General features: G+C 43.5%; 13 protein-coding genes. 11 read left to right on the forward strand and 2 right to left on the reverse strand.

Going from position 1 to position 16,806, the window contains the following annotated elements; all coding sequences use genetic code 11:
- Nucleotides 1–11: 11 nt before the first annotated feature.
- Nucleotides 12–863 carry an alpha/beta hydrolase gene (locus JZO85_RS09315; protein WP_207108238.1) on the reverse strand — a complete coding sequence of 284 codons (852 nt, stop codon included), beginning with the start codon at nucleotides 861–863 and terminating at the stop codon, nucleotides 12–14.
- A gap of 155 nt (nucleotides 864–1,018) precedes the next feature.
- Between JZO85_RS09315 and allC the strand changes: the two genes are divergently transcribed.
- The 7 genes from allC (at nucleotide 1,019) to arcC (ending at nucleotide 9,092) form a co-directional block, all read left to right on the forward strand.
- Entirely contained in the window at nucleotides 1,019–2,248 is a 1,230-nt protein-coding gene (allC, locus tag JZO85_RS09320) for an allantoate deiminase (protein ID WP_207108239.1), read from the forward strand.
- Nucleotides 2,249–2,263: 15 nt separating this feature from the next.
- A complete protein-coding gene (allE, locus tag JZO85_RS09325; RefSeq protein WP_207108240.1) occupies nucleotides 2,264–3,049 on the forward strand; it encodes a (S)-ureidoglycine aminohydrolase in 786 nt (261 codons plus the stop codon).
- 21 nt (nucleotides 3,050–3,070) lie between these two features.
- Complete coding sequence (gene allD / locus JZO85_RS09330) at nucleotides 3,071–4,135, forward strand: ureidoglycolate dehydrogenase (RefSeq protein WP_207108241.1); 1,065 nt, start codon at nucleotides 3,071–3,073, stop codon at nucleotides 4,133–4,135.
- Between the two features lie 19 nt (nucleotides 4,136–4,154).
- Nucleotides 4,155–5,912, forward strand: coding sequence for an acyl-CoA synthetase FdrA (gene fdrA, locus JZO85_RS09335; RefSeq protein ID WP_207108242.1), 1,758 nt, complete (start codon nucleotides 4,155–4,157; stop codon nucleotides 5,910–5,912).
- Nucleotides 5,913–5,926: 14 nt separating this feature from the next.
- Nucleotides 5,927–7,189, forward strand: coding sequence for an oxamate carbamoyltransferase subunit AllG family protein (locus JZO85_RS09340; protein ID WP_207108243.1), 1,263 nt, complete (start codon nucleotides 5,927–5,929; stop codon nucleotides 7,187–7,189).
- A 13-nt stretch (nucleotides 7,190–7,202) separates the two neighbouring features.
- Nucleotides 7,203–8,078, forward strand: a complete 876-nt coding sequence (locus JZO85_RS09345) for an oxamate carbamoyltransferase subunit AllH family protein (RefSeq protein WP_207108244.1) — start codon at nucleotides 7,203–7,205, stop codon at nucleotides 8,076–8,078.
- 75 nt (nucleotides 8,079–8,153) lie between these two features.
- Entirely contained in the window at nucleotides 8,154–9,092 is a 939-nt protein-coding gene (gene arcC, locus JZO85_RS09350; RefSeq protein ID WP_207108245.1) for a carbamate kinase, read from the forward strand.
- A gap of 31 nt (nucleotides 9,093–9,123) precedes the next feature.
- Here arcC and JZO85_RS09355 read toward each other — a convergent pair whose 3' ends face one another.
- Nucleotides 9,124–10,758, reverse strand: a complete 1,635-nt coding sequence (locus JZO85_RS09355) for a PucR family transcriptional regulator (RefSeq protein WP_207108246.1) — start codon at nucleotides 10,756–10,758, stop codon at nucleotides 9,124–9,126.
- Nucleotides 10,759–10,900: 142 nt separating this feature from the next.
- Between JZO85_RS09355 and JZO85_RS09360 the strand changes: the two genes are divergently transcribed.
- From JZO85_RS09360 to JZO85_RS09375, 4 genes are all read left to right on the forward strand, one after another.
- Nucleotides 10,901–12,124: a pyridoxal-phosphate-dependent aminotransferase family protein gene (locus JZO85_RS09360; RefSeq protein WP_207108247.1), complete on the forward strand. Its 1,224-nt coding sequence runs from the start codon at nucleotides 10,901–10,903 to the stop codon at nucleotides 12,122–12,124.
- A gap of 436 nt (nucleotides 12,125–12,560) precedes the next feature.
- Nucleotides 12,561–14,042: an allantoin permease gene (allW, locus tag JZO85_RS09365; RefSeq protein WP_207108248.1), complete on the forward strand. Its 1,482-nt coding sequence runs from the start codon at nucleotides 12,561–12,563 to the stop codon at nucleotides 14,040–14,042.
- A gap of 29 nt (nucleotides 14,043–14,071) precedes the next feature.
- Nucleotides 14,072–15,436, forward strand: a complete 1,365-nt coding sequence (gene allB, locus JZO85_RS09370; RefSeq protein WP_207108249.1) for an allantoinase AllB — start codon at nucleotides 14,072–14,074, stop codon at nucleotides 15,434–15,436.
- 74 nt (nucleotides 15,437–15,510) lie between these two features.
- Nucleotides 15,511–16,776 carry an MFS transporter gene (locus tag JZO85_RS09375; protein WP_207108250.1) on the forward strand — a complete coding sequence of 422 codons (1,266 nt, stop codon included), beginning with the start codon at nucleotides 15,511–15,513 and terminating at the stop codon, nucleotides 16,774–16,776.
- Nucleotides 16,777–16,806 lie beyond the last annotated feature (30 nt).

The raw sequence follows: 16,806 nt of genomic DNA on the forward strand, positions 1-16,806 counted from the left end.
TGCGTCGAAAATCACTTTCTGTTTCGTATCTGCTCCTCAAGCCAGTCAAGCAATTTCTGATAAATGTCAGTTGCCGTTGGATTTTTCTCTCGATCGAAGTCGTGTGCATTCCTATCCAACTCTAGAAAAGTACATTGCTTAACGGCAGCTGCCATTTGTTGGGACGAAACGATCGGAACATCTGGATCTTTCCTGCATTGAGCCATAAAGACAGGCGGAAACTGCTCTAATTGTTTGTCATTGACCGTCAATTCATTGAGTTTTGGTCCTAAATAGCTGAGCCAATTCCCATACTGCCTAGCTGAAAGATACAAGGGAAATCTTTCGGCCACTCCGCTAACCACAGTCGGTTGATTTTGGATAAGCTGCTGCGCGGTTAGAGGGGGAACCTTAGGATAATGATTATAAAACGGGCTTGGTAAAACGAACTCCTCATGATCAAAATGATGATACCCGTAAAAACGAATCAGCCCCAGCTGGTGTTGATAATGATTAGCCGTCAAAATAGAAGCCAAGCAGCCGCCAGCTGACCGGCCAAATAAGAAAAAATCTGGTTCTAATAGATTCAGTCGAGACTGATAATTCTCTAAAAACCAGTGAACCCCTGCTTCTAAGCAATGAACAATTTCTCTTAATGGTGTCTCTGGTGCAAGCGGATAATCAAATGCCAAAACATGAAAGCCATTTTTTAAAAAGAGCGCCAGATACGCTTCAGGAAGATCCTCACGATCCCCGAAAAGAAACCCGCCGCCATGAAAATAGAGAATGGTTTTATCCTTTGCCTCTGTCGCTGTTGCTGGAAAAAAGGAGACCTTCAATAGGAGCTCCTTCCAGGTTTTATAGATAAATTGCTGTTTTCTCATAAGATTCCTTCTTTCTATTTTCATTATAATGATTTGATTAGCAGGAATTCACAGTGCTTTAGCACAAATGGATATCAATTTTTGTCACTTATGAACAATGAAGTTCGAACTATTAGCGCTTACAATGAGGTTACTAGATAAAGGAGGTCCATGGAATGACTTTAGAAAAACGATTAGATACTACAATCAACGCATTATCCCAAATAGGCAGCGATCCAACCGGTGGTATGACACGGCTGCTCTATTCAGATTCCTGGCTAGAGGCACAAAAATTTGTTGAAGGCAAAATGCAGGAAATCGGATTAGAGACTTCCTATGATGCGATCGGAAATTTATTTGGCCGCGTAACTGGAACAAAATATCCGGAGGAAACGATCCTTTCTGGTTCCCATATCGATACTGTCGTCAACGGCGGTACCTTGGATGGACAATTTGGTGTGATGGCCGCCTACCTAGCCATCCAGCAATTACTTGAAACCTACGGCAAGCCTTTGCGTTCATTAGAAGTCATTTCAATGGCCGAAGAAGAAGGCAGCCGTTTTCCGACTGTGTTCTGGGGAAGTAAAAACTTCGTAGGGGAAGCCTCCAGAGAACAGGTTGAAGAGATTGCTGATTCTGAAGGGCTGAAGTTCGTTGATGAAATGCGCCGCCAAGGCTTTGATTTCTCTGAGGAAGCGAATGCCAGACGTGACGATATCAAAGCATTCGTAGAGATCCATATTGAACAAGGAAACGTCTTAGAAAATGAGAAGCTGCAAATCGGTGTTGTCAATAATATCGCAGGCCAAAAACGCTATACCTTTGTTTTAAAAGGCGAAGCCAATCACGCTGGTACAACGCCAATGGGGTATCGTCGGGATGCTGTCTACGGTTTTTCCAAAATCTGTTCAGGAATCATTGATCGTGCATTCGCAGAAGGGGATCCGCTAGTGGTGACCTTTGGCAAGGTTGAACCTAAACCTAATACTGTCAATGTTGTTCCAGGCGAAGTCCTATTTACAATGGATTGCCGCCACACAGATGCCGCGGAGCTGACGCGATTTACCAAAGAAGCTGAGGAGTATATGAAAGAGGTCGCCAACGAGCTTGAATTAGAGTTGGAGATCGATTTATGGATGAATGAAGCGCCCGTTCCAATGGATGCTGACGTGGTAAAAGTCGTAGAAGGTGCTGCAAAGGCCAAAGAAAAGAAATACAAAGTGATGCATAGTGGCGCTGGTCATGATTCTCAGGTCATTGCACCGCATTATCCGACTGCAATGATCTTTGTACCGAGCATTAAGGGAATCAGCCACAATCCAGCAGAGGCGACTGACTTAGCAGACCTAGTTGCCGGCGTCGAGGTATTGGCACAGACACTCTACGAATTGGCCTATAAAGAGTAGGAAAGAGGGAAGAATATGGGGTACAAAAATAATCATATCGGCTATATTGACGGCTTATTGGAATCAAGAGCTGTTATCAAAAAGAATAATTACGCGGTTCTTCCGCATGAAGGCTTGGTCAACAATGTGATACCGGGATTTGAAAATTGCGATTGTTCTATTCTAGGCTCCACGAAACTTGGTGCGAGCTTTGTAGATTACATCATGACTTTCCATCAAGGTGGTAAAAATGCGCTCGGCTTCGGCGGCGACGGCATCGAGACCTTAGTTTACGTGATCGATGGAAAGCTGGAAGTAAGCGACAGCAAGGAAAGTCATACGATCCTCTCTGGCGGCTATGTTTACTTGCCCGCTGGAGAAAAAATGTTTTTAGCGAATGCACAGGAAGAAGACACAGAATTTTTCTTATATAAGAAACGCTACCAGCCATTAGAAGGACACAATGCCTATAAAGTAGTCGGTAATGTAAACGAAATTGAGCCGATCCATTATGAAGGCATGAAAGATGTACTGCTTTGGGACTTTTTACCGAAGGATCTGGGCTTTGACATGAATTTCCATATTTTATCTTTTGAGCCTGGCGCAAGTCACGGCTATATTGAGACACATTATCAGGAACACGGAGCGTATCTGCTTTCTGGAAAAGGAATGTACAACTTAGACAATAATTGGCTTCCAGTAGAAAAAGGAGATTATATCTTTATGAGCGCTTACGTTCATCAGGCAGCGTACGCAGTTGGCAGAGATGAGCCATTAAAATACGTTTACTCAAAGGACTGCAACCGTGATCCTGAAATTTAGAAAAAGGAAGTAGTTTGTACGATGGAAGAAACAATGATTGTTCAACCAGTAAGATTACATGAGTTGATTCAAGATAAATTGATACAAGCCGGTTTGAAAGAGGAACATGCGGATACAGTGGCGGAACATTTAGTTTTTGCGGATGCTTGCGGTATCCATTCTCACGGAGCGGTGCGTGTCGATTACTATGCAGAACGTATAGCAAAAGGCGGAGTTACGACCGATCCTCAGATTACCTTTGAACGGACCGGCGCAAGTACAGGAATCGTTCATGGAGATAATGGCGTCGGCCAATACGTCGCGCTGCGAGCGTTGGAGTACGCGATCGATCAAGCGAAAGAATCTGGGGCAGCGATTGTTGGTGTGAAGCGAATCAGTCATTGCGGTGCGCTTTCCTATTATGTAAAACGTGCCGCAGAAGAGAACCTAATCGCCATTTCTATGTGCCAGTCTGACCCGATGGTAGTTCCTTTTGGCGGTTCAGAAAACTACTTTGGAACCAATCCGATCGCCTTTGCGGCACCTAGAGAATACGGGGCTCCGGTTGTTTTTGACATGGCGACAACTGTTCAGGCTTGGGGAAAAATTTTGGACGCCCGTTCAAAAAATCAAGACATCCCAGATACTTGGGCAGTGGATGTGAATGGACAACCAACAACGAATCCTCATGAGGTGAATGGCCTGCTGCCAATGGCCGGACCTAAGGGATTTGGCTTAATGATGATGGTGGATGTCTTATCGGGCATTCTCTTAGGCCTTCCATTTGGAAAAAATGTTTCTTCTATGTATAACGATCTGACGGAAAAAAGAAATCTTGGACAACTATTCATTCTGATTGATCCAAGACGCTTCACGGATCTGCCTAGCTTTAAACACAGCATTGAGACCATGATCGGAGAGCTGCATGACATCGCTCCAGCAGCTGGCTTTAAGCAGGTTTATTATCCAGGCGAGACAAATCAAGTCAAATATGATCAGTATATGGCTGAGGGAATTCCTGTCGCGAAACGCGTATTAGACTATTTGGAAAGTACTACGATCCATTTCGATCAATACGGAGAAACTGGAAGTTTTGCAACTAAGTAACAGAAAGTGAGGGAATCAAGTGTTACACACGATTATTCAGAAAAATAGTTATCAAGATTCGATCGTATTGATGCTGCTAACAAATCGATTAAATACATTGGCTGGAGTGAAGAAGGCTTCGGTTATGATGGGGACTCCCGCTAATAAGGACATTTTCAAAACTGGCGGACTTTACACGCCAGAACTGGAAGAAGCATCCTCCAATGATATGGCAATCGTTTTAGACATTCTAGATAAAGACGAAAAGTTAATTCAAGACGTATTAAGTACGATTGACGAATTTCTAGCCGAACAAAGCAAAGGCGGAAATGAGAAGGGGACAGAGACAGTAAAAACCTGGGATAAGGCGTTAGAGCTTGGTCAAGAGGCCCACGTTGCAGTCTTTTCAATTCCAGGAACGCATGCGGCAGTAGAAATTGAGCACGCTTTGAATGAAGGCAAGCACGTTTTCTGCTTTAGCGACAATGTCGCGCTGGCAGACGAAGTTCGTCTGAAACAGCTGGCTCACGAAAAGGGTCTGCTGCTGATGGGGCCTGACTGCGGTACAGGGATCATCAACGGTATTCCTGTAGCCTTTACCAATGCTGTCCGTAAAGGAAGTATCGGGGTCGTGGGCGCTTCCGGAACGGGGATTCAGGAAGTGACAACACTGATTCATAAATTAGGCGGCGGTGTAACTAACGCAATTGGAACCGGCGGACGCGACTTAAAAGCCGAGGTTGGCGGAATCACCTTAAAAAACAGTGTCGCAACATTGGAGCAGGACCCATATACAAAAGTTATCGTGGTGATCTCAAAACCACCTGCCCCAAGTGTTCGTGATGAAGTCTTGGAGCTGTTAAGAAACTCTTCTAAACCAGTTGTTACCATCTTTTTAGGAGAAGAACCAACCGATCATGAGGAAAATCTATACCGAGCCTATACTTTGGAAGAAGCTGCTGAAATAGCTGTTCAATTAATGCAAGGCAAAGACGTAGTGCAGAAAAATACCGCTTTAGCTGATCCAGGTTATCAATTTACCCCAGAGCAAACAGGGATCAAAGGTTTGTATTCTGGCGGTACGTTAGCTTATGAAGCCGCCATGTTAATGAAGCGAGCGCTAGGGTTAAAGGATGATCAGAAGGCAGAAGATGGCTTTATCTTAAAAGACGGTGTTCATGAAATCATTGATTTAGGCGATGATATCTATACCCAAGGCAAACCACACCCAATGATTGACCCAAGCAAACGCCAAGAAATGCTGGCACAAGCAGCAGATGAACCAACGACAGCGGTAATCCTGTTAGATGATGTTTTAGGATACGGCTCACACGCGAATATGGCAAACGAATTGGCGCCCACTATCAAGGAAATCAAAGAAAAAGCGGCGTCTGACGGCCGAGAATTGGTGGTCATCGCGACGATCGTCGGTACGGAGGAAGATCCGCAAGATATGGCTGAACAGAAGAATATTTTGAAAGATGCTGGTGTCTTTCTTTGTGATAGTAACGCCCAAGCAGTCAAAATGGCACTATTGATCCTTGGCCATCCATTGACATTACCTGAAAGAAAGATCTTACCTAAGAAAAACAGCGGGAAAGCTTCAGCAGCTCCTTCAAAAGAGATGCTGCGTCTTCTAACAAATGATGCCTTTATCAACATTGGCTTACGCAGTTTTTCTGACGCAATCACCAGCCATAACGGCAAAGCCGTCCAATTTGATTGGCAGCCAGTGGCAGGTGGTAATATCACCTTGCAAAAAGCATTGCAATTTTTGAATAAGGCAACATTGGATTAGGAGGAGAATGAAACGTGTATAAAACAATTGATGAAGCAAACCAAGCGGTCGCCGCAAAAATTGTAGCTGGTTCTCCGTTCCTACTAGACGTAGTACCCGCCAAGACAGTCATTACTGAATTAAATGAAGGAAAGGTTTTGCTGCATGCAGGACCGCCGATTCGCTATGATCAAATGATCGATCCTATTCAAGGAGCGTGTGTTGGGGCGGCATTGTTTGAAGGCTGGGGCGAAACTGAAGAAGACGTTCGGCGGCAGCTAGCGTCCGGCGAAGTAACACTCATCCCTTGTCATCACGTAGATGCGGTGGGGCCAATGGGAGGGATTACCTCTGCCAATATGGCCGCACTAGTAGTAGAAAACAAAACCGACGGCAATCGCGCATACTGTACGATGAATGAGGGTATTGGTGCGGTTCTACGTTTTGGAGCCTATTCAGAAGAGGTCGTCAATCGATTACATTGGATGAAAAATACTTTGGGGCCTGTGTTAAGCGCCGCGTTAAAAACCATGGAGAACGGGTTGAATATCAATGTATTAGTGGCCAAGGCCATTTCGATGGGGGATGAGTTCCATCAACGAAATATCGCTGCCTCTCTGGCATTTCTGAAGGAAGTTGCTCCGGCAATCGTTTCATTAGAAGGATTCGAAAGTGAAAAACAGGAAGTCATTCAATTTTTGGCGGACACGGATCAGTTTTTCTTGAATATCATGATGGCCTCTGCAAAGGCCGTAATGGACGGTGCACGCAAAATCCAAGAAGGAACGATTGTTACAGCAATGTGCCGAAATGGCCACGAATTTGGAATCCGTATCGCCGGAATGGGGGACGAATGGTTTACAGGTCCCGTGAATACACCAAAAGGCCTGTACTTCTCCGGCTTCAGCGAGGCAGACGCATCACCGGATATGGGGGATAGCGCCATCACAGAAACCTTTGGTGTTGGCGGCATGGCAATGATCGCCGCTCCGGCGGTTACTCGTTTTGTCGGCTCAGGGGGCTTTTACGATGCCTTGAACACCAGCAATGAAATGACCGAAATCTGTATTGACAGCAATCCGAATTTCCCCGTTCCAACTTGGGATTTCAAAGGAATCTGCTTAGGAATCGATGCGCGAAAAGTGGTGGAAACAGGCATTTTACCCGTTATTAATACTGGAATTGCTAATAAAAAAGCTGGTCTGGGACAAATTGGCGCAGGTACAGTGACACCGCCAATCGATTGCTTTGAAAAGGCTGTTTTAGCCTATGCGAAGAAATTAGGGTTTAACGAATAAGGAGAGGAAAGCGATGCTGATAGAGGCCTGCTGTTTGGATCAAGAAATCTACAACCGTTCATTTCCTAAAAGCTGGTGGCGGGTACACAGTAAATTTGGCCGCAGCTTTAATATTCAAGATGAGACGTGTCAGCATTTAGCCGTTGTCTCCACTGAACAAAGTGCCATTGTCCCAAACGGAATCTATTTAAAAGCGACTGATTTTGAACAGCTGTCAGCGGAAATAAACGTAGATGACTGTTTGATTATTCAAAATCAAACGCTTAGATTTACAAACAGTCAATTGCTGCTTTCTGGAAAAACCTATCAGACCTTTCAAAGTCGAAGAACCAAAAAAATCGACGAAGCTATATGGGCTGACTATGAATGCTGCATCAGAAGACTTGAAAAAGAGACCGGCTATCAGGAAGGCTTGAACACGGTTTTTACTAGTGAGCATCGCTTTGTATCGGCAATCGATGCCTTGTGCGCTGATCAGCTGTCTCAGCAGCGTCAGGCACTGCATTTTTTAATCGGTCGCGGCCCCGGATTAACGCCATCTGGCGATGATATGATCATCGGACATTTAGCAGCTCGTCTATTGCTGGATAAGCAAAATCAAAAGCTGCAAACGTATTTACGCACCAAAATGACTGCGGTGGAGGATTTGACCACGGATGTCAGTAAACATTATCTGCTGTGCAGTTTGAATCAGCGCTTTAATCAATCTGTTTTGAACTTACAGGAGGCATTAGTCGATCCAAACAGACAGCTGCAACATGCGATTCACACTGTTTTGAAAACAGGACATACCTCGGGAGCAGATTTCTTGGCAGGTTTTACAAGAACCCTCGCCTATTTTAATAAAATACACGGAGTGAACGAGAAGAAAATTTACGGAACAAAGTAAAATAAATCGTTGTTAACCTATGTGGAACCACATGCGTTAACAACGAAATCATTCAGAAAAATGAGGAGAAAGAACATGGCAAATCGTGTAGTTATTGCTCTTGGCGGCAATGCGATTTTGAAACCTGGTCAATCGGAAACAGTTGAAGCACAGCTGGAAAATATCAAGACCAGTGCGGATATGATCGCAAAGATTGAAAAGCTGGATTACCAGATCGTTGTGACTCATGGTAATGGACCGCAGGTAGGCAATATTTTGCGGCAAAATGAAGAAGCCAAAAATATCGTACCACCATTTCCTTTAGATGTCTGCAACGCGGAATCGCAAGGATTCATCGGCTATTTAATGGAACAGACCATTAAAAATAAGATTGAGGAGGAGGGATTGACGAGCGAAGTCGTGACACTTTTAACTCAGGTAGAGGTATCTGCGGAGGATGAAGCTTTCCAAAAACCAACCAAACCAATCGGCGTATTTTATACAAAAGCAGAAGCAGAAAAAATGTCGAAGGAACGCAATTGGAAGATGATGGAGGATGCGGGGCGCGGGTATCGGCGAGTTGTACCGTCACCTAGACCTCTAACGATCCACGGAGTCAATTCCATCGTGAATTTACTGAATCAAAATACGATCGTCGTAGCCGGCGGAGGCGGGGGAATCCCTGTATCGAGAAAAGAAAACGGGCTCTTGAGCGGAATCGAAGCAGTCATTGATAAAGACCGTACAGGGAAAAAGCTGTCTGAGCAGGTAGATGCCGATGTCTTCATGATGCTGACAGATGTCAGCAACGTCTATATTAATTACGGCAAACCAAATCAAGAAAAATTAGAAACGATTACGCCGGAAATTGCTCAAAAGCATTTTGAAGACGGTCACTTCGCTGACGGCAGCATGGGGCCGAAGATTGAAGCGGCGATTCACTTTGCGCGCCAAGGAAAAACCTCGATCATTTGCGCCTTAGAGGAAGCAGACCAGGCTCTATTAGGTAAAGCAGGTACACGGATAGTCGGGTAACATCCCCGCTATTCGTGTACCTGAAGGTGTTTTATAAATTGTCCTCCTCCGAAAGCTCTAAGGCCAAACGCAAGTCAAGGCTGACACCAGAATCATGGATGTTTTTGCCAATGATCTCGTTGCATTGATCAATGCGATATTTAATTGTGTTTCGATGAACGAACAGCGCTTTGGCCGTTCGCGCAATTTCACAATGAAAATCAAGGTAGTATTTCAAGGTTTTTCGCAGCTCGATCATAGATGCTTCTTTGGGGTAGGCAAGCTTCTTTAAGGTGATCTCACAAAAATAGGTAATATCTGATGGCCCCATCTTTTCAAAAAGACTGCGCATCCCTTTTTGCTGGTATTGATAGGTCAAGGGAAGAGTCGAGAGCAATTGCATCTCTTCAAAGGCCGTTTTCGCTTCAATATAAGATTTCGCGATATCATCGATCGAGTCATAGATCGTTCCTATGCCAAATTGCAGTTGGATATCCAAACGCTCAAATAAATCCGCCGCTACAGTTTTTAGAATATTTTCCAGATTTTCCTGCTTGTGCTGGACCACTATCGCATAGTGAGCCGTGTCTTTAACCTTAAAGAGGGTAACGTCCTTAATATGATGAGCAAGCTTATCGCTTAACCAGTGAAAGCCTATTTGACTGACTTCCTCTTGATACCTGATTTTCGAATGATAGGGCTCTTTTTGCTGGCAGGCAACATAGACTACACGATAATGTCGTGCTTTAACCAGGCCATAGGTCGTCCCTGAATCAAGCCAATCGCGCGGTTCTTGGTTTGGTGCTTGCTGAATTTCGATCATTCGAGTCAAAAAATCCGTTTTCAAAATATCGTAGGACTCTTGAATCTTTTGATTTTTATACAGCATGAAGGACAACACAAGGGCCGCCTGCTCTAAAGCAAAATTTGATACAGGGTAGGGGATCTTCTCCGGATTCAAAATGACCAGCGAATGTGGAAAATAATGATTATGCTCAACCGAAAAATATGAGACCAAAAAGGTTTTCTGATCCAAATCCTTGATCAAGATGGAATCCTCTTTCTTATTCACGAAATTGGGATCGGCTAATTTGACCTGGTCAATATAATATTCTGCTGGCTTAGTTGTTTTTGAAAAGTGTTTGGATGCTGCATAAACGCGTTTATAAGGATCAACTAAAATGACCGGCGTATTGATCAATCGGCCAAAGTCAGAAATAAAACGCGCAATACTTACATCATTTACGAGCATATTTGAAAAACGACGCTGAATATCCAAGGCGTAGTTCAATTGTTCTGTCTGTTTATCCCACAATAAATTCAGCATTTGATGGAGCAGACTGCCTAATGGGATCGAAATGGGAATTTGAACAATGGGAAATTGCTTTTGATTGGCGTAATCAATGACCTGCTGTTCGATTTCATCAATGTATCGCCCAACCTTGATCCCTAAACCAGCCGCATTTTTTTCCTGAAGCGAATCAATCAGATTAAATATCTGACTTTGATCGTTCTGGTAAATCATTGCAGTGGTTAAAAGAAAGGTCTTTTCAGGAATATAGAAAGAAATATCTGGCGTTTCACTGATTTCAATACTGTCAACCTGCAGGTTCGCATACTCTGCATTCGTCAGTAAAATCAGATCAGAAAAACGCGGGATTTGTAATAAATCAAGTATCGTTCTCATAGCACAACCTCCTAGCTAGAGTATAGGCAAGGCGGCGAGGATAAACAAGGGTCAATTAGTTATTTTGACCAGAAGAAGCAACTTTTTGTGCAAAAAGAACAATTAAGCTTTACTACATTAAAGAGAAAAAGAGGGATTTTTTATGTTTTCAGAATTAGTAATACCAAGCCGAACGATTATGACACCAGGACCCGTTGAAGCGCACCCGAATGTTTTAAGGGTGATGAGCTCAACCATTCTAGGTCAGTTTGATCCAGCCTTTTTGACGATCATGGATGACGTTAAGGAGATGATCAAGATACCATTTGGAACAAAAAATGAGCAGGCTTTCGCTATTGACGGCACCTCGCGCTCTGGTTTGGAGGCAGCTTTAATCGCTTTGATTGAACCGGGAGATAAGGTCCTCATTCCTGTCTATGGCCGTTTCGCTTATTTATTAGGTGAGATTTGCGAGCGGGCCAAAGCAGAGGTCAAATATTTAGAAAAGGATTGGTCAGAGCCCTTTGATCAGAAGGAGATCATTCAAGCAATCGATGAATTTCAGCCGAAAATCGTTACGATGGTGCATGGCGAAACTGCGAATGGTCAAATGCAGACACTAGATCAGATCGGAGCTGCCTGTCGAGAAAGAGATATTTTCTTTGTGGTCGATATGGTTGCAACCTATGGCGGGGTACCGATTTTTGTCGATGATTGGTGTGTCGACATCGCAATTGGCGGTACTCAAAAATGTGTCAGTGTACCATCTGGTATGTCTTTAGTCACTTACAATGATCGGGTGGAAAAGGTTCTGACCAGCCGCTACCAAAAAGAATTGGGATTAAGCAAAGTGGATCGCAATGACAATCACATCAGCAGCAATTATTTAGATTTGAGTCAGCTGCAGCGCTATTGGAATTCTGAGCGGATCAACCACCACACTGAAGCAACTAGTATGATTTATGCGCTGCATGAAGGGCTGCGGACAATGATCAATGAAGGGATCGAAAACGTCTGGGCACGCCATCAATTAAATGACCAAGCGATCGTGGCAGGTATCAGAGCTATGGGCTTGGGTTTCTATGGCAATTTGGATACAAAAATGCCGACGGTGACCCCCATTTTAATTCCTGAAGGAGCAGATGATGGTGAGGCGATCCGTAATATGCTGCTGGAGGTATTTGGTGTTGAAATTGCTTCTTCCTTCGGTGACTTGAAGGGAAAAGTTTGGCGGATTGGAAACATGGGCTACAGCAGCCGTCGAGAAAATGTTCTTCAGGTTTTAGGTGCATTGGAATCTGCGTTAATTTATTATGGCGCGACTGTCAATAAAGGGGAAGCAGTAAAAGCAGCGTTGCAGATTTATGATGTATCGCCAAATAAATAAAATTTAGTTAATGTGCACAAACTTTTTTTTAAGTTTGTCACTACTGTTAAATGTATCCCTGAGCAACACCCCTTACAATATGGATAGACATTGAAAAGGCATTCATTGTCTATCCTATCTTATTATCAGATTTCTCATATCTATCGGCTAGTCGAAAATCGAAATCTGCAGCAGCTGTTCCTTAATCATTCATTCGCTTCTGTCGTCAGAGCATCCCTGTTCCTAATGTCTGCAAGAAACTCAGTCAAAAAAACATGAAACTGTTTTACTCAACGTGAAACAGACAGGAAAAGTATTTCTGCATTGTCCACGCTGTACAAAATGATGGAAGCGTTTTTGTGGCTTTAGCTAATGCTAACAATTTTTAAACCGCTTACAATAAGAGCATCAATTAACATCCTTGTAAATTTTTTAAAACAGAGAAGGAGGAGGAATAGTGGAAAACAAAGATTATCAGATTTCAGAAGAAGAGGTAGCGCGATTTAGGGAACGCGGCTACAACGAAGACATGCTGCCTAAGACACCAGAGAAGCGGAACATGGGAACGAAAAATTATTTTACTCTCTGGATGGGATCTGTTCACAACATTCCCAATTATACAGCAGTTGGAGGGTTTCTATTTTTAGGACTATCTCCAATCAACGTCATGATGGCTTTGGTCGTTAGCGCTCTTGTCGTGGCTTTATTTATGACAATGAATGGACGAGCAGGATCGAAATACGGGATTCCTTTTGCTATCCATCTACGTTCGACTTATGGAGATGTCGGTGCGAAATTACCCGGCTTTCTAAGAGGCTGTGTCGCGGCGATCGCTTGGTTTGGTTTGCAGAATTATACAGGTTCGTTAGCACTTTTAGTATTGATTGGAAAAATCTGGCCTGGCTTTTTAGCCATCGGCGGTTCAACCAGCTTCTTTGGAATTGGCCTCCCGGGTTTGATTGCCTTTACTCTTTTCTGGGCACTCAACATGCTGATCGGTCTTGGCGGCGGAAATATTCTAAATAAATTTACGGCAATTTTAAGTCCGCTGATCTACATTGTATTTGGCGGAATGGCGATCTGGGCGATTCGTGCTGCTGGTGGTGTGGGGGCTATCTTAGCTTTTGATACTAGCGGAGCAACACAAAGTATCAATCCGATTTTCGCGTATTTTATGATCATCAATTCGGTGTTGGCCGTTTGGGCAGCGCCAGGAGCCAGCGTTTCCGACTTTACGCAAAATGCGAAGTCCACTCGCGATCAGACAGTTGGGCAAATGGCCAGCTTGCTTGTTGCCTACTTGATCTTTGCTTTCTCCAGTGTGGCAATTCTGATTGGCGGATCTATCCATTATGGGATTCAGGAATGGAATGTGTTGAACATCGTTGATCGTTGGGATAATTTCCCTGCAATTATTATTGCTATGACTGTCTTTTTGCTAACGACTATCTCAACAAATGCAACGGGTAATATTATTCCGGCAGCGTATCAGCTTTCTGCATTGTTCCCTAAAAAAGTCGATTATAAAAAAGGGGTTATTATTGCGAGTGTGATAAGCTATGTGATCATGCCTTGGAAGTTAATGGAAAATGCGGACAGTATTTTTATATTCTTAAATTCAATCGGCGCTGTGTTAGGACCGGTGGCTGGAGTAATGATCGCCCACTACTTCTTTATCAGAAAGCAAACCATTAATTTGGATGCGCTTTATATTGATCCAAAGGCCGACAATTCAAAAAATAGTTATCGCGGCTTGAATCGCCAAGCCTATATTGCGACAATCATCGCTTTGCTGATTTCACTTAGCGGACAATTTATCCCAGCATTGCAGGCGATTTCTAATGTTTCTTGGTTAGTTGGTTTCTCTTGTGCATTTGCTATTTACTATGTTTTGAAGAAATTAGGCTCTGAGGATAATACCGAGGAAGTCTTTGATTAAAAAACTATATACAGAGAGGAAGTAAAAGAATGAGTCACGATTTAGTTATTAAGAATGGTCTAGTAATTTTGGAAAGCGGAGAAGTTGAAACAGATGTCGCAGTCAAAGATGGGGTTATCGCTGCCATTGGAAAAGGACTAGAAGGCGACAAGGTTATTGATGCTTCTGGATTAGTCGTTAGTCCGGGAATGGTAGACGCTCACGTCCATATCACTGATCCTGGAGGCGGCTATCGCGATGAGTGGGAAGGCTATGTCACTGGAACTGCTTCTTGTGCCAAAGGCGGAGTGACTTCGTTTATGGAAATGCCTTTAAATCAAGTCCCAGCAACTACTGATGCCGAAAGCTTGAAAATCAAGTACGAAGCAGGTAACAACAAGCTGCGTTCAGACGTCGCGTCATTCGGAGGATTGACACCTTTAAATCTTAAGGGTGGAATTCAAGAGTTAAACGATGGAGGAGTTGCCGCATACAAATGCTTCATGGCGACCTGCGGAGACCGTACAATCGATGGCGATTTCATGAATGTCGATGACTATTCTTTATATGAAGGAATGAAACAAATTGCCAAAACAGGCAAAGTACTGGCGATCCATGCAGAAAATGCAGCGATCACAGACAAATTAGGCGAAATTGCTTATAAAAATGGTGAAACAACCTTGAAAGCGTATGTGGAAAGCCGCCCAGTCTTTACAGAAGTAGAGCCGATTCGTCGTGCGATTCTTTTAGCAAAAGAAACAGGCTGCCGCATCCACATTTGTCATGTTGCTTGTCCTGAAGGTGTAGAGGAAGTAACGAAAGCGCGTGCAGAAGGAGTCGACGTAACGTGCGAGACATGTACTCACTACCTATACTTCCACACTGATGAATTGGATGCCATCGGGCCAGTGGTGAAATGCTCGCCGCCAATCCGTGATCTGGAAACACGCAAAGCAATGTGGGACAAAGTATTATCAGGCGAAATCGCATTTGTGACATCGGATCATTCTCCTTGTACGCCTGACTTGAAGGACAAAGAAAATGCCTTTGAAGCTTGGGGCGGAATTTCAGGGGTTCAAAACAATGTGGATGTTATGTATGACGAAGGGGTTCAAAAACGCGGCATGAGCTTGAAGATGTTTGCTGACATTATTGCGACAAACCCAGCTGATCGCTATGACTTAGATTCTAAAGGCCGCATTAGTATTGGAAAAGATGCGGACTTCGTATTGATCAAACCAAATGCGCCATACACGTTAAAAGCTGAAGATTTAGAATATCGCAATAAAATCAGTCCATACATCGGACGTGAGATTGGTGCGCAAGTCGTTCAAACAATTTTACGCGGCGAATCCATTTACAGTCAGGATGCCGGAGTTACTGCTGGCTTCCCAGGCAAATTCATTAAGAAATAAAAACCTGGTCGATGAACTGCGTGATTTTCTACGCGGTTCATCGCGATTTTTGATTTAAGGGAGGACGTATGAACATGGAAGAACACGTAGAAACAAAACGAGCTCCCTATTGGAAGCAGATTATTTTTGTATTAACAGCAGGCTGGATCGTTATCTGGATTTATCGAACTATTTTAACTCCTATTTATCCTATTATTAGCGATTTTTTCGGAGGAGCCACAGATGCAAGCTTAGGAAATATTTCAAGCTTTTACTTTCTAGGCTATGTTTGCATGCAGATCCCTTCTGGTATTTTAGTCGATCGTTTTGGCAAAAAGAAAATCTTAATTCCCGGCTTTCTGCTTTTTGGTGCTGGTGCATTGATCGTCGGTGTCTCTCAAAGCCTATCGACCGTCTTTATCGGAAGTATTTTGGCCGGCTTAGGATGCGGAACGTATTACGGGGTCGCTTATTCCTTAACGACTGAATATGTTCCTGCTGACAAAAAGAGCTTAGCAACAGCCATCGTCAATAGCGGAACGGCAGTCGGCAGCGGCCTAGGATTGGTTTCATCAAGCTTTTTAGTTGGAGAAGGCGTACTGCCTTGGCAATCCTTATTATTCATAACTGCCATTTTAATTGTATTGATGCTAGTCGTATTTAAGAAGTTTATTCGCGGAGAGGAAGCAATCGCTAAGAAGGAGCCAGCTGCGGCAAGCAAAACTGACAGTTCCTTGAGGGATTTGTTCAAAATGCCGATGATCGCTGCCTATGTCCTGTATTTTTCAACCTTGTATACCTATTACTTAATAGATACATGGCTGCCTAATTTTTTAGAAACGGAGCGGGGCTTTCAAGGAACGGCCATCGGAATTGCGTCATCTTTGGTTTTCTTTACAGCGATTCCAGGAGCATTGTTCTTCAGTCGTATTGCAGATAAGATTCCTCATAGAAAGACAACGATCATCATTTTACTGGAGGTATTAGCCGCCAGCGTATTATTCATGACGATCACTACTAAGAATCAAACCTTGCTGATTATTGGAATAATGGCATATGGCTTTTTGGGCAAATTGGCGGTAGAACCAATTATTATTTCATGGTTAGGACAATTCGCACCGAAAAAGAGCATCGCCACTACTTATGGCGTTTTTAATTTCTTTGGGATGTCTGCTTCAGTGATTGTGCCGTCAGTTACCGGTATCATATCTGATGCGACAGGGACAAAGGTTTATGCATTCTATTTGGCGATTGGCATTATCTTTGCAGGTACCTTAATCTTTTATTTGATCAATAAAATGTATCAACAGAAAGAAAACCGTTCAGACGTAGTCGAAACCGGCTATAAAAATGAGGGATAAGAAATAGACTGCTAANNTTAGCAGTCTATT

Source organism: Candidatus Enterococcus murrayae (assembly GCF_017315985.1).
In the GTDB taxonomy this organism is placed as follows: domain Bacteria; phylum Bacillota; class Bacilli; order Lactobacillales; family Enterococcaceae; genus Enterococcus_A; species Enterococcus_A murrayae.

Bases quoted from the DNA above. Each gene is read 5' to 3' on its own strand.
- JZO85_RS09315 (WP_207108238.1), bottom strand. From the start codon at position 863: ATGAGAAAACAGCAATTTATCTATAAAACCTGGAAGGAGCTCCTATTG.
- JZO85_RS09375 (WP_207108250.1), top strand. From the start codon at position 15,511: ATGGAAGAACACGTAGAAACAAAACGAGCTCCCTATTGGAAGCAGATT.
- allD (WP_207108241.1), top strand. From the start codon at position 3,071: ATGGAAGAAACAATGATTGTTCAACCAGTAAGATTACATGAGTTGATT.
- arcC (WP_207108245.1), top strand. From the start codon at position 8,154: ATGGCAAATCGTGTAGTTATTGCTCTTGGCGGCAATGCGATTTTGAAA.
- JZO85_RS09360 (WP_207108247.1), top strand. From the start codon at position 10,901: ATGTTTTCAGAATTAGTAATACCAAGCCGAACGATTATGACACCAGGA.
- JZO85_RS09345 (WP_207108244.1), top strand. From the start codon at position 7,203: ATGCTGATAGAGGCCTGCTGTTTGGATCAAGAAATCTACAACCGTTCA.
- allB (WP_207108249.1), top strand. From the start codon at position 14,072: ATGAGTCACGATTTAGTTATTAAGAATGGTCTAGTAATTTTGGAAAGC.
- JZO85_RS09355 (WP_207108246.1), bottom strand. From the start codon at position 10,758: ATGAGAACGATACTTGATTTATTACAAATCCCGCGTTTTTCTGATCTG.
- allE (WP_207108240.1), top strand. From the start codon at position 2,264: ATGGGGTACAAAAATAATCATATCGGCTATATTGACGGCTTATTGGAA.
- allC (WP_207108239.1), top strand. From the start codon at position 1,019: ATGACTTTAGAAAAACGATTAGATACTACAATCAACGCATTATCCCAA.